The organism is Micromonospora sp. NPDC048868, assembly GCF_043198195.1.
In the GTDB taxonomy this organism is placed as follows: domain Bacteria; phylum Actinomycetota; class Actinomycetes; order Mycobacteriales; family Micromonosporaceae; genus Micromonospora; species Micromonospora reichwaldensis.
Map to the genome: position 1 here is coordinate 264670 of NZ_JBICUN010000004.1, position 12743 is coordinate 277412.

10 protein-coding genes and 1 pseudogene are annotated in these 12743 nt (G+C 73.9%); 6 read left to right on the top strand and 5 right to left on the bottom strand.

Annotation, left to right across the window (positions count from 1 at the left end):
* The first annotated feature begins 32 nt into the window (after window positions 1-32).
* Window positions 33-686, top strand: coding sequence for a phosphate signaling complex protein PhoU (phoU, locus tag ACGFNF_RS08515; RefSeq protein WP_132230787.1), 654 nt, complete (start codon window positions 33-35; stop codon window positions 684-686).
* A gap of 63 nt (window positions 687-749) precedes the next feature.
* Here the strand turns inward: phoU and ACGFNF_RS08520 are convergent, their stop codons facing one another.
* Window positions 750-1517 (bottom strand): phosphoglyceromutase, encoded by a 768-nt coding sequence (locus ACGFNF_RS08520; RefSeq protein WP_151453377.1) that lies wholly within the window; start codon window positions 1515-1517, stop codon window positions 750-752.
* Window positions 1518-1666: 149 nt separating this feature from the next.
* Here ACGFNF_RS08520 and ACGFNF_RS08525 point away from each other — a divergent pair.
* Together ACGFNF_RS08525 and ACGFNF_RS08530 are read left to right on the top strand one after the other, a co-directional pair.
* Window positions 1667-2989: pseudogene (locus ACGFNF_RS08525) on the top strand (MDR family MFS transporter); the annotation flags it as partial.
* Between the two features lie 350 nt (window positions 2990-3339).
* Complete coding sequence (locus tag ACGFNF_RS08530) at window positions 3340-4755, top strand: MFS transporter (RefSeq protein ID WP_393166654.1); 1416 nt, start codon at window positions 3340-3342, stop codon at window positions 4753-4755.
* A 470-nt stretch (window positions 4756-5225) separates the two neighbouring features.
* On the opposite strand, the gene ACGFNF_RS08535 is transcribed toward ACGFNF_RS08530, so the two are convergent.
* The 3 genes from ACGFNF_RS08535 to mshA all read right to left on the bottom strand — a co-directional run bounded on the left by ACGFNF_RS08535 (window position 5226) and on the right by mshA (window position 8805).
* Window positions 5226-6092, bottom strand: a complete 867-nt coding sequence (locus ACGFNF_RS08535) for a hypothetical protein (protein ID WP_393166875.1) — start codon at window positions 6090-6092, stop codon at window positions 5226-5228.
* A 646-nt stretch (window positions 6093-6738) separates the two neighbouring features.
* The gene (locus ACGFNF_RS08540) at window positions 6739-7266 is read right to left on the bottom strand and encodes a YbjN domain-containing protein (protein ID WP_132230783.1); all 528 of its coding nucleotides are present in this window, start codon (window positions 7264-7266) and stop codon (window positions 6739-6741) included.
* A gap of 174 nt (window positions 7267-7440) precedes the next feature.
* A complete protein-coding gene (mshA, locus tag ACGFNF_RS08545) occupies window positions 7441-8805 on the bottom strand; it encodes a D-inositol-3-phosphate glycosyltransferase (protein WP_393166657.1) in 1365 nt (454 codons plus the stop codon).
* A 182-nt stretch (window positions 8806-8987) separates the two neighbouring features.
* Between mshA and ACGFNF_RS08550 the strand changes: the two genes are divergently transcribed.
* Together ACGFNF_RS08550 and ACGFNF_RS08555 are read left to right on the top strand one after the other, a co-directional pair.
* A complete protein-coding gene (locus tag ACGFNF_RS08550) occupies window positions 8988-9749 on the top strand; it encodes an SDR family NAD(P)-dependent oxidoreductase (RefSeq protein WP_132230781.1) in 762 nt (253 codons plus the stop codon).
* Window positions 9750-9772: 23 nt separating this feature from the next.
* Window positions 9773-10570 carry a class I SAM-dependent methyltransferase gene (locus tag ACGFNF_RS08555; RefSeq protein WP_393166659.1) on the top strand — a complete coding sequence of 266 codons (798 nt, stop codon included), beginning with the start codon at window positions 9773-9775 and terminating at the stop codon, window positions 10568-10570.
* Between the two features lie 18 nt (window positions 10571-10588).
* Here ACGFNF_RS08555 and ACGFNF_RS08560 read toward each other — a convergent pair whose 3' ends face one another.
* Window positions 10589-11680, bottom strand: coding sequence for a UDP-N-acetylmuramate dehydrogenase (locus tag ACGFNF_RS08560; protein ID WP_393166662.1), 1092 nt, complete (start codon window positions 11678-11680; stop codon window positions 10589-10591).
* Window positions 11681-11750: 70 nt separating this feature from the next.
* On the opposite strand from ACGFNF_RS08560, the gene ACGFNF_RS08565 reads away from it, so the two are divergent.
* Window positions 11751-12512, top strand: coding sequence for a maleylpyruvate isomerase family mycothiol-dependent enzyme (locus ACGFNF_RS08565; RefSeq protein WP_357579307.1), 762 nt, complete (start codon window positions 11751-11753; stop codon window positions 12510-12512).
* Window positions 12513-12743 lie beyond the last annotated feature (231 nt).

The window sequence follows — 12743 nt, forward strand, 5'->3', positions numbered from 1 at the left end:
CGACCGACAACCAGCGACCACAGGACGTGACAATGCGCGACGAGTTCCGGGCTGACCTCCAGATCGTCAGCCAACTGCTGGTGGACATGGCGGAAGGGGTCCGGGCCGCGATGCGGCAGGCCACCCACGCCCTGCTCACCGCGGACCGCCGGGCGGCCGAGACGGTGATCGAGCGGGACGCCGAGATCGACGAGCTCTACCGGCACGTCGAGGAGCGGGTCTGCGACCTGCTCGCCCGGCAGGCCCCCGTCGCCTCCGACCTGCGCGCGATGATCACCGCGCTGCACGTCGCGGCCGACCTGGAGCGGATGGGCGACCTGGCCGACCACGTCGCCAAGACCGCCCTGCGCCGGCACCCCTCGCCGGCCGTACCGGCGGAGCTGCGGCCGACCTTCACCGACATGGCCGCCATCGCCGACCGGATGGCCATCAAGATCGGCTCGGTGCTCGCCAAGCCCGACGCCGACCTCGCCGCCGAACTCGACGGCGACGACGACGCCATGGACGACCTGCACCGCAGCCTGTTCGGGCTGCTGCTCGGCGAGGACTGGCCGTACGGGGTGGAGACCGCCATCGACGCCACCCTGCTCGGCCGCTTCTACGAGCGCTTCGCCGACCACGCCGTCAACGCCGGCGAACACGTGGTCTACCTGATCACCGGCCAGACCACCCCCACGGCGGGCTGAGCGCACAGAAAGGGCCCCTTCCCACGCGCGTCGCGCCGGGAAGGGGCCCTTTCCGTGGCTACGTCAGCGGCCCTGGTTGGCCACCGCGGCGGCGGCTGCCTTGGCGGCGGTCGGGTCCAGGTACGTGCCGCCCAGGGTGAGCGGGCGCAGCTGCGGGTCCAGGTCGTAGCGCAGCGGGATGCCGGTGGGGATGTTCAGCTTGGCGATCGCCTCGTCGGAGATCTGGTCCAGGTGCTTCACCAGGGCGCGCAACGAGTTGCCGTGCGCGGCCACCAGCACCGTACGGCCGGCCAGGATGTCCGGCACGATCGAGTCGTACCAGTACGGCAGCATCCGCTCGACGACGTCCTTGAGACATTCGGTACGCGGCATCAGCTCGCCCGGCAGCAGCGCGTAACGCGGGTCGCCGACCTGCGAGAACTCGTCGTCGTCCGCGATCGGCGGCGGCGGGGTGTCGTACGAACGGCGCCAGAGCATGAACTGCTCCTCGCCGTACTCCTCCAGGGTCTGCTTCTTGTTCTTGCCCTGGAGGGCGCCGTAGTGCCGCTCGTTGAGCCGCCACGACCGGCGCACGGCGATCCAGTGCCGGTCGGCGGCGTTGAGCGCCAGCTCGGCGGTGCGGATCGCGCGGCGCATCACGCTGGTGTGCACCACGTCCGGCAGCAGGTCGTGCTCGCGCAGCAGTTCGCCGCCGCGGCGCGCCTCGGTCTCGCCCTTCTCGGTCAGGTCGACGTCGACCCAGCCGGTGAAGAGGTTCTTGGCGTTCCAGTCGCTCTCGCCGTGCCGCAGCAGGACCAGCGTCCCGACGGTGGGCCCCTCGCTAGCAGTCATGCCGATCATCCTGCCGCACGCCGCCGGGCGACGCGCGGGCGGTGGTCGTGACGACCACCACGTGGAAAATGCGCTGCCCGGAGATCCGGCCTGACACTAGGTTGTAAGGTGCAACAATCAAGACGGTCATTACGGGCGGGGACGCCGACGTGCGGACGATGCGGGGTTGGTTCCGGGACACCACCGGCGGCCTGCCAGTCAGCTTCTGGTACCTGTGGGCCGGCACCCTGATCAACCGGCTCGGCTCGTTCGTCCTGGTCTTCCTGGCCATCTACCTGACCCAGGAGCGCGGCTTCTCCGCGTCGCAGGCGGGGCTGGTGCTCGGCCTGTGGGGCGTCGGCGGCGCGCTCGGCACCACCGCCGGCGGCACGCTGAGCGACCGCTGGGGCCGCCGGCCCACCCTGCTCACCGCGCATCTCGGCGCGGCCGCCATGATGCTCGCCCTCGGCTTCGCCCGGGAACTGTGGGCCGTGGCGCTCGGCGCCCTACTGCTCGGCATGTTCGCCGAGGCGGCCCGACCCGCGTTCGGCGCGATGGTGATCGACGTGGTGCCGGAGAAGGACCGGCTGCGCGCCTTCTCGCTGAACTACTGGGCGATCAACCTCGGCTTCGCCAGCGCGGCGATCCTCGCCGGCCTCGCCGCCGAGGCCGGCTTCCTGCTGCTCTTCGTGGTCGACGCGACCACCACCGTGATCACCGCACTGGTCATCTTCCTCAAGGTCGGCGAGACCCGGCGGGCCCCCGCCGTCGGGGGCGGCCACCGGGGCGCCGGCGCCCCGGTCGGGGCGTTGCGCACCATCCTGCGCGACCGGGTCTTCCTCGGCTTCGTGACGCTCAACCTGTTCGCCGCGCTGGTCTTCCTCCAGCACATCTCGATGCTGCCGATCGCCATGGGCGACTCCGGGCTCAGCCCCACCACCTACGGCTCGGTCATCGCGCTCAACGGGGTGCTGATCGTGGTCGGCCAACTCTTCGTACCCCGGCTGATCAGGGGCCGGAGCCGGTCACACGTGCTCGCCCTGGCCTCGGTGGTGATGGGCGTCGGGTTCGGGCTCACCGCCTTCGCCGACACCGCCTGGTTCTACGGCCTGACCGTGCTGGTCTGGACCGTCGGCGAGATGCTCAACTCGCCGTCCAACGCCACCCTGATCGCCGAACTCTCCCCCGCCGAGCTGCGCGGCCGCTACCAGGGCGTCTTCTCGCTCTCCTGGCAGGGGGCCGCCGCGGTCGCGCCGGTCCTCGGCGGCCTGGTCCGGGAGCAGGCCGGCAACGCCCAGCTCTGGTTCGGCTGCGCCGCCATCGGCGGGCTGATGGCGCTCGCCCACCTGATCTCCGGCCCGGCCCGGGAGCGGCGGGCCACGCTGTTGCGGGCCACCACCGGTCCCGTCGTGCCGGTGGTGGCGATCCGCCCGCCCGCCCCGCAGGCCGCCGAGGCAGCGGCGACGGCCCCCGCCGAGCCGGTCGGTCCGGCAGGGGACGACGGCCTGCCGGACAAGGGGCCGGGGCGGGCGGCCGGTCCGGCACAGGGCGACGGCCTGCCGGACAAGGGCCCGCGACGGCCGGCCGGTCCGGCACAGGGCGACGGCCTGCCGGACAAGGGCCCGGGACGGGCGGTCGGCCCGGCACAGGGCGACGGCCTGCCGGACAGGGGCAAGGGGCGGGTGGTCGGCCCGGCACGAGGCGACGGCCTGCCGGACAGGGGCCCTGGACGGGCGCCGGAGCCGACGGGAGCACGGTGACCAGCGACACGCTGGCGCGGCAGCCCTCGGGTTCCTACGGTCGAGGACGCTTCGGTTAGGAAACAGAACTGTCAGGAGGACGGGTGCGGGCCCTGCGCCGCTGGCTGGACGACACCGCAGGCGGGCTGCCCGCCACCTTCTGGTACCTCTGGGCCGGCCTGCTGATCAACCGGGCCGGCGCCTTCGCGATGCTCTTCCTGTCGCTCTACCTGACCGCGGCGCGGGGAGCGAGCGAGGCGCTCGCCGGGACGGTCGTCGGGGCGTACGGGCTGGGCGGGGCGGGCGGCGTGCTGCTCGGCGGGGTGCTGGCCGACCGGTGGGGGCGGCGGTCCACCCTGCTCGCCGCCCACCTGGCCACCGCCGGACTGATGGTCGGGCTGGCCTTCAGCCGGCACCTGGTGATGATCGCGGCGCTCGCCGCCCTGGTCGGGGTGGCCCACTCGATGCCCAGCCCCGCCTTCGTGGCGGCGATCGTCGACGTGGTGCCCGAGCGGCGGCGCTCCCGAGCCTTCAACCTCCAGTTCTGGGCGTTCAACCTGGGCATGGCCGTGGCCTCGCTGCTGGCCGGCCTGCTCGCCGAGGCGAGCTTCGTCGCGCTCTTCCTGGTCGACGCCGCCGCCACCGCGCTCGCGGCGGCGGTCATCGCCTGGAAGGTCCCGGAGACGCTCCCCCGCCGCGCCGCCAAGGCTGCCCCGATCTTGGACACTTCCCGCTCCGACCGGACGGAAAGTGTCCAAGATCTTCGGCTGGCACCGGTCCGCGACAGCGGCACGGTGACGCGGCGGGTGGGGCGCGCGCAGCGGGCGGGGTGGCGGCGGCCAGCGGGGCCAGAGCAGCGGGTGGGGCGGGAGCGGCAGCCGGGGTTGCACACGGCGCTGACCGACCGCACCTTCCTCACCTTCGTGGGCCTGACCTTCGTGTTGGCCGTGCTGACCATGCAGACGTCGACGATCATGCCCCTGGCGATGCGGTCGGACGGCCTGCGCCCGTCGGCGTACGGGGCGGTGGTGGCGCTCGGCGGAGTCCTGATCGTGCTCGGGCAGCTCTTCGTGCCGCGGCTGATCGAACGGCACCGCAAGGACCGCGTCCTGGCCGTCTCCACCGCGCTGCTGGCGCTCGGCTTCGCCACCCTCGCGTTCGCCGACGACGTGGCGGTCTACCTGGCCGCGGCGGTGGTCTGGACGGTCGGCCAGATGCTCGCCGCGCCGCCCAACGCGCAGATCAACGCCGACCTCGCCCCGCTCGAGCTGCGGGCCCGCTACCAGTCGGTGTTCTACCTGGCCTTCCCGGCGGCGTCGTTCGTGGCGCCCACCCTGGGCGGGGTCAGCCTCCAGTACCTCGGGGACCGGCACTGGCTCATCGTCGGCGGGCTCGGGCTGCTGGCCGCCGGCTGCCATCTGCTCGCCGGCCCACCCCGCGAACGCCGCGTAGCCGCCCTCCGCCAGCTCTCCACTCCCCTTCCCCCATCCCCGACCTCCACCGTGTCCTCGGTGCGGTGATCATCAGGTTGGCGGTGCCCTTGGGAGATCGACATCGCCGCCGACATCATGATCAACGCCAGCGGCGTGCGGGGAGGGGTGGCAGGGGGTGGGGACAGCAGAACGCCCACCGCGACTCGTGATCGCGATGGGCGTTCGCACCGTATGACCGGCGGCGGCGGGCGATGCCCACCCCCGTAGGCGTCGCCCGCTCGCGCCGCCGGTCCAAACAGGTGGCCACCGTCCCCCAACGGTGTTGTTCCACCCGTCCCCTGCGCCTCACTCGGTGCACGGATCTGATCGATCCACCGCTCCCCCGAACGGTTCCAAGCGTGGCGCGGTGCAATAAAGTTAGTTCGCCCGGGATTAGGAAGACAACCTGGAGGGGCTGTCTCGCCGGTCACAGCTCCGGTGTCCCACCGGGAGTACCGTCACTTCGGGCCTCGGTGGTGGCCAACAGCGCTTACCCGTCGACCATTCCCTGAAACACGTCAGGCGTCCTCACGATCGGGCGATTCCGTACGGAAGAAGTTGCTCGGCCGGCCGTCACGGAGCTGCTCCTGGTAGATCAGGTTCAGCTTCCGCTCGTCGAAGGTCCGGAACCACTCGTCCCAGGTGATCTCACGTACCCGGCTGCTCTCGCGGTAACCGGGCATGTTGAAGGTGAGCACGCCGACCCGCCCCTCCCGCTCGGTCCCCGCGATCGTCGCCGGTGCGGCGCCGCGCTCCTGCGCCCAGTTGCGGATCACGTCGTGGTTGGTGGTCACCAGGCTTCGGCCGGGGCGCTCCGGCCGGTCGGCGGTGGACGAGATGAGCTGCGAGGAGCGCACCGACCGCGAGGTGCTCCGCCCGGTCCGGACACCGGTCGCCGTACCGCCGCGCGTCGTGCCCGCCCGCGACGACGCCGACGCGGACGCGCGGGCCGCCGTGGACTTCCGGGCCGCCGACGTGGCCTTCTTCGCCGGGGCCGCCTTCGCGGCGGCCTTCCTGGCCGGAGCCCGCTTCGCCGACGGAGCCGTCTTCCTCGCCGCCGCCTTCGCCGGCGGGGCCGTCTTCCTCGCCGCCGTCTTCTTCGCCGCCGGAGCCCTCTTCGCCGCAGCCGTCTTCTTCGCCGCCGGGGCCGTCTTCTTCGCCGCGGGTGCCTTCTTCGCCGCTGCCTTCTTCGCAGCCGCCTTCTTCGCCGGAGCGGCCTTGTTCGCCGCCTGTGCCCGGCCCGGGGCGGCCTTGTTCGCCGCCCGGCCCGACGCCGCCTTCTTCGTGGCGGCGGCCCGACCGGCGGACGCCCGCGTCCCCGTCGCCCGACCGGCGGGCCCGGTGCTGCGACGCGCGGCACCGCCCGAGGGACGCTCCGCCCGCAGGGTCTTCGCCAGCGTCTTCACCAGTTCCGGCTTGCGCAGGGCGGAGATGCCGGAGACCCCGCGCTTGCGCAGTTGCCCCCGGATCTCGTCCACCTTCATCCCGGAGATCTCGGATTCGGAGATCGACGGGGTGTTCGGGGTCTGGTTGCCCGGCTGCCGTTTCGTCCTGGTCGCAGTCCCGCCGCGACCTGAGCTGTTCCGCTGAGCCATGGGACGCTCACGCTCCTCGACAGTTGGTCCTCGGCGCGCGGCGGGTCCCAGTGCCGCACCGCGCGGTGCGGCATACCCGTCAGGACCGGTCCGAACCTCCGACCGGGGCACCCGTGGTCCAGGCCCGGGCGACGAGCGCGGCCAGGACCATCCCGGCGAGCACGACCCGAGGCGGTCGCCGGCGACACTCCCGGTCGGCCCGGCGGCACCGGTACGGCCCGACGGCCTCCGACTGCCCGACGGTACCCAGGCTGCCCGACGGCATCCAACTGCCGACGGCACCGGGCTGCCCGGCAGCGCCCGACTGCCGACGACGTCCGAAAGCCCGACGGCGCCCGACTGCCCGACGGCGCTCCACTACCCGGCCGCGCCCGACTGCCGACGGCATCGGAAAGCCCGACGGCGCCCGACTACCCAGCAGCGCCCGACTGCCCGACTACCCGGCAGCGCCCGGCTGCCCGGCCGTGCCCGGGGACGGCTCGAAGAGGTGGGCGAACGCCGCGAGGTTGGCGGTGGACTCGCCCCGCTTGACCCGCCACTCCCACTCCCGCCGGATCGAGCTGCCGAAGCCGATCTCCAGCATCGTGTCGAAGGACTCGTCGGCGTACGTCAGCACCGCGCCCAGGAGCCGGTCCAGTTCGTCGGCGTCGATCCCGGCCGGGTTGACGCGACCGGTCAGGTAGACGTCGCCGACCGCGTCGACGGAGAAGGACACGCCGTACATGCGGGCGTTGCGCTGCAACAGCCAGGCCCACAGCTCCTCGCGCCGCTCGTCCGGCTGGCGCATCACGAACGCCTCGATCCGCAGGGCGTGCTCGCCGAGGATGAGGTTGCAGACCGTCTTCAGCTTGTGGGTGCCCGGCAGCGTGACCGCGTACGAGCCCGGGCCGGTCGACTCCCAGGCCAGCTCCCGCTCGTCGCAGACCGACTCGATCAGGGCCGCAAGATCACTCTTCCCGCTCATCGGATCCACTCTACGGCCGGCACCGCCCCGGCACCGGACGACGACGGCCGGCACGACAGCAGCCGGCACGACAGCAACCGGCACCAGGCAACGACTGGCCCAGGCGACGACGGCCGGCACCAGGCAATGGGGGTCGGCGCGCGACCGCGGGCCGGCAGGCAGGCGCGCGAGCGGTCACCAGGAGCAGGACATCGCCGGGCCGCAGGCCAGCTCGGAGGCGAGCCGGGCCCGGTGCGCGGCGATCGCCTCGCCGTAGACGGTGAGCAGCCCGGAGGCGGTGCGGTGCCAGGAGAAGTTGCGGGCGTGCCGCGCGGCGCCCCGGGCCAGCTCGGCGCGGTGGGGCCGGTCCGGCAGCAGGCGGCCCAGGGTACGGGCCCAGTCGGCCGGGTCGTGGCCGTCGATCAGCACGCCGCTGACCTGGTCCCGCACGGCGGTCACGAGGCCGCCGACGGCGGCGGCCACCACCGGCGTACCGCAGGCCTGCGCCTCCAGCGCGACCAGGCCGAAGGACTCGTTGTACGACGGCACCGCGACCAGGTCGGCGGCCCGGTACAGGGCGGGCAGGTCGTCACCGGTCTGCGGGGGCAGGAAACACACCCGGTCGGCGACGCCGAGCGTGCCGGCCAGCTCCATCAGGGCGGTCGGCCGGTCCAGCCCGCTGCCGCTGGGGCCCCCGCAGATCACCACGGTCACCTCGTCGGCGAGGACCGGGTCGCGTTCGCGCAGCGCGGCCACCGCGCGGATGAGCACGTCCGGGGCCTTCAGCGGCTGGATGCGGCCGACGAAGGCCACCACGTAGCCGGTGGCGGGCAGCCCGAGCCGGCGGCGGGCCTCGACGGTGACGCGGTCGCGGTTGCCCGGGGCCGGGCGGAACCGGTCCAGGTCCACGCCGGGCTCGACCACGGCGACGCGGGCCGGATCGGCGTCGTACCGGTCGATGAGGTCACGGGCCTCGACCGTCGTGTTCGCGACCAGCCGGTCGGCCTCGGTGACCACCTGTTCCTCGCCGATGACGCGGGCCTTCGGTTCGGGGCGGTCCCCGGCGGCGAGCTGGGCGTTCTTGACCTTCGCCAGCGTGTGCGCGGTGTGCACCAGCGGCACCCCCCAGCGCTCCTTGGCCAGCCAGCCGACCTGGCCGGAGAGCCAGTAGTGGGAGTGGATCAGGTCGTAGTGGCCCGGGGGCCGGGACGCCTCGGTGCGGAGCACGCCGGCGGTGAAGGCGCAGAGCTGCCCCGGCAGCTCCTCCTTGGTGAGCCCTTCGAGGGGGCCGGAGGTGACGTGCCGGACGTGCACGCCGGGCGCCGTCTCGACCACCGGGGGCAGGTCGCCGGAGGTGGCCCGGGTGAAGATCTCCACCTCGACGTCCGCCTCGGCCAGCCGCCGGGCGACCTCCAGGATGTAGACGTTCATGCCGCCGGCGTCGCCGGTGCCCGGCTGGTGCAGGGGTGAGGTGTGCACCGAGAGCGTCGCGATCCGTCGGGGGCGGGGCCACGGGCGCGCACCGCGCTGACGACCCACACCGGTGTGCAACTCCGCCACGTCCGCTCCCCTTTGTCACGGTTTATGCCGTCCGCACGCCCGGCGCCCTTCGGACAACGTCCCCGGCCGATGTCATCTTCCCCATCGGGCACCCGAAATGCGCCGGGGCGGCGCCCGGGCGTGACGGACCTCATCACCACGCCGCCGGCACCCGCCCCGGTGGCCCGGGGGAGAATGGCCGGATGACCTCTGTCGCCGTCGTCACCGGAGCTTCCAGCGGGATCGGGGCGGCCACCGCCCGCCGGCTCGCCGCCGAGGGGTTCCACGTCCTCGCCGCCGCGCGGCGTACCGACCGGTTGGCCGCCCTGGTGGCCGAGATCGAGGCCGCGGGAGGCGCGGCCACCGCCGTGGCCTGCGACGTCACCTCCGACGAGTCGGTGGCCGGCCTGGCCGGTGCGGCGGCGGCCCTGGGCCCGGTCACCCTCCTGGTCAACAACGCCGGCGGCGCGCGCGGCCTGGACCCGGTCGAGTCCGGGTCGGTCGGCGACTGGCAGTGGATGTACGACGTCAACGTGCTCGGCACGCTGCGCGTCACCCAGGCGCTGCTGCCCGCCCTGGAGGCGTCCGGGGCCGGCACCATCGTGGTCGTCTCCTCGACCGCCGGCTTCACCGTGTACGAGGGCGGGGGCGGCTACGCCGCGGCGAAGCACGCGCAGACGGCGATCGCCGGCACGCTGCGGCTGGAACTCTGCGGCCGACCCGTGCGCGTGATCGAGATCGACCCGGGCATGGTCCGCACCGACGAGTTCGGGCTGGTCCGCTTCGCGGGGGACGCCGAGCGGGCGGCGGCGGTCTACGCCGGGGTCGCCGAGCCGCTGGTCGCCGAGGACGTCGCCGACTGCGTCGCCTGGTGCGCGACGCGCCCGCAGCACGTCAACGTGGACCGCCTCGTCGTACGGCCGCTGGCCCAGGCCGCCCAGCACAAGGTGCACCGGGTCGGCTGAGCCGGCCCCAACGGTCGCGGACGATGGCGGGCACGGCGCGGCACCGGCCGCTGGGCGTGGTGACCCGGGGGACGACGAACCCGAACCGGCTCCGCCGGGTGGACAACTGGATCGTCGAGACCTGCGGGGAGGCGCTGCGCGAGGCGGCCGACCCGCTGGTGGTGGACCTCGGCTACGGCGCCAGCCCGGTGACCGCCGTCGAACTGCGCGCCAGGCTCGCCACCGCGGTCCGCCCCGACGTGCGGGTCGTCGGGCTGGAGATCGATCCGGTACGCGTCGCCGCCGCCCAGCCGTCCGCCGACCCGCCCCGACTCACCTTCGCCCGGGGCGGGTTCGAGCTGGCCGGGCTGCGGCCCGCTCTGGTCCGCGCGTTCAACGTCCTGCGCCAGTACGACGAGCGCGAGGTCACCGACGCCTGGCGCACCATGACCGCCGGGCTGGCCCCGGGCGGGCTGCTGGTCGAGGGCACCTGCGACGAGTTGGGGCGGCTCGGCGGCTGGCTGCTGATCGACGCCGACGGCCCCCGTACGCTCACCCTCGCCGCGAAGCTCACCACCCTGGACACCCCGGCGGAGCTGGCCGAACGGCTGCCCAAGGCGCTGATCCACCGCAACGTCCCCGGCGAGCGGATCCACGACCTGATCCGGGCGCTCGACGACGCCTGGCACGCCGCCGCCGGCTACGCCCCGTACGGCCCGCGCCAACGCTGGCTGCGCGCGGTCGCCGCGGTGCGTGCGGCAGGTTGGCCGGTCCTGGACGGCCCCCGCCGCTGGCGCCACGGCGAACTCACCCTCCCCTGGCCCAAGATCGCCCCCACCTGACGGCTGCCCGGCGGCGGGTCAGATGGTGCAGTTGACGAGGACCGGTTCGGGGTGCAGGGTCACGCCGAAGCGGTCGTGGACGCCGTCGCGGATCTCCCGGGCCAGCTCGACCAGGGACGCGGTGCTGGCGGTGCCGCTGCGGTTGGTCAGGGCGAGGGTGTGCTTGCTGGAGATGGCGACGCCCTCGGGCCCCGGGTGGCCCTTGCCGAAGCCGGCCCGGTCGATCAGCCAGGCGGCGCTGACCTTGACCATGTCCCCGGGGCAGGGCCAGGACGGCGGCTCGCCGAGGTCGGCGGCGCGCTCGCGCAGCAGCTCGTACGCGGCGGCGGCGAGCACGGGGTTGGTGAAGAACGAGCCGACGGAGCGGGTGTCCGGGTCGGTCGCGTCGAGCACCATGCCCTTGCCGGCGCGCAGCCGCAGGACCGTGGCCCGGGCGTCGGCCAGCGGCACCCGGTCCCCCACCTGCACCCCGAGCGACCGGGCCAGTTCCGCGTAGCGCACGGGGCCGGACAGCGGCGAGCGGGCGAGCCGGAAGTCGACGGAGAGCACCACCCAGCGGTCGCTGTACTTGAAGATGCTGGACCGGTACGCGAACCCGCAGTCGGCGGCGTCGATCCGCCCGACGGTCCCCTCGACCCGGTCGTGGACTCCGACGCCGACGATGGTCTCGGCGACCTCCTGGCCGTACGCGCCGACGTTCTGGATGGGGGTGGCGCCGGTCGAGCCGGGGATGCCGGAGAGGCACTCCAGGCCGGACCAGCCGTTGGCGACGGTGGTGGCGACCAGCTCGTCCCAGGGCTCGCCGGCCTCGACGCGTACGGTGACGGTGTCGGCGTCCTCGGCGACCACCCGCACGCCCCGGGAGCGCACCAGGACGACGGTGCCGGGGAAGCCCGCGTCCCCGATCACGACGTTGCTGCCCCCGGCGAGGAGCAGGACCTGCTCGTCGCGGCCGGCCGCCTCCCGCACGGCCCGCACGATCGCGTCGGCGTCGGTGCCGGCGACGACACGGCCGGCGGGACCGCCCAGGCGTAGGGTGGTGTATCGCGCCAGGTCGCACGTCGTGGCGGGTTCGGTTCCGGTTGTCGGCTGGGCGTAGACGTCTGACACGCCTTTCACCCTAGGCTGAGGGGTAGCCGTGGCGCCCACTGGTGGCCCGGTCACCCCCGGGAGGATGGCGATGAGCAGACTGCACGCAACGAAGGACTTCTGGTTGGGAGCGCTCCGGGCGGAGGGCCCGGCGTTCGCCGCCGCCGTGGCGGAAGCCCCGCCGGAGACACCGGTGCTGTCCTGTCCCGGCTGGACGGTCGCCGACCTGACCCTGCACCTCACCTCCCTCTACCGCTGGGTGCACTCGGTCGCGGGCACCGGCGCGGCCACCCCGTCGCCCGGCGGGTCCGAGCCGGTCGAGCTGGAGCCGGGCGTCACCCCGCTCCAACTCTGGCAGCAGGCGTACGACCGGCTGATGACCCTCTTCGACGGCCTCGACCCGGAGGCCCCGGCGTGGAACTGGGCGCCGCAGCCGAAGAAGGCGGGCTTCTGGCCGCGCCGGATGGCGCACGAGACCGCGGTGCACCGGTGGGACGCCCAGCTCGCCATCGCGGCGGGCGAGCCGGTCGAGGCGAAGCTCGCCGCCGACGGGGTGAGCGAGATCCTGGACACCTGGCTGCCGGCCGGTCGGCGCCGCACGGCTGGCCAGTGGCGCGGGGTGGTGCAGATCTCCGCGGTCGACGCCGGTCAGGAGTGGTTCCTGCGGCTGCGCGGCGAGGGCGTGGCGCTGCTCGACACGGCCACCATCTTCGACCACGACGACCACCACGCGCGGGCGCAGGTCAGCGGCACCGCGAGCGACCTGCTGCTGGCGCTCTGGGGCCGGGTCGGCCTCGACACGCTTGACGTGGCCGGCGACCGGGCCCTGCTGGAGGGCCTCCGCGTCGGCTGATCCACCGCCGCGCGGAGCCGGGCCCCGAGGGCTCCGCGCAGTCCCACCGCACGTGAGAGCGCAGTCCCACCGCACGTGAGAAGAGAGTGGCCGCCCCGGCACAGGCGGCCACTCTCTTTGCGTCCGGTCTCGATCGGCAACCAGCGGAGAGCGCTCTCTTGACACCGGACCGGACCAACCACCACCCTGTCGTGAGAGCGCTCTCTCAGCTCTGCTCCACCACCTGCCTCA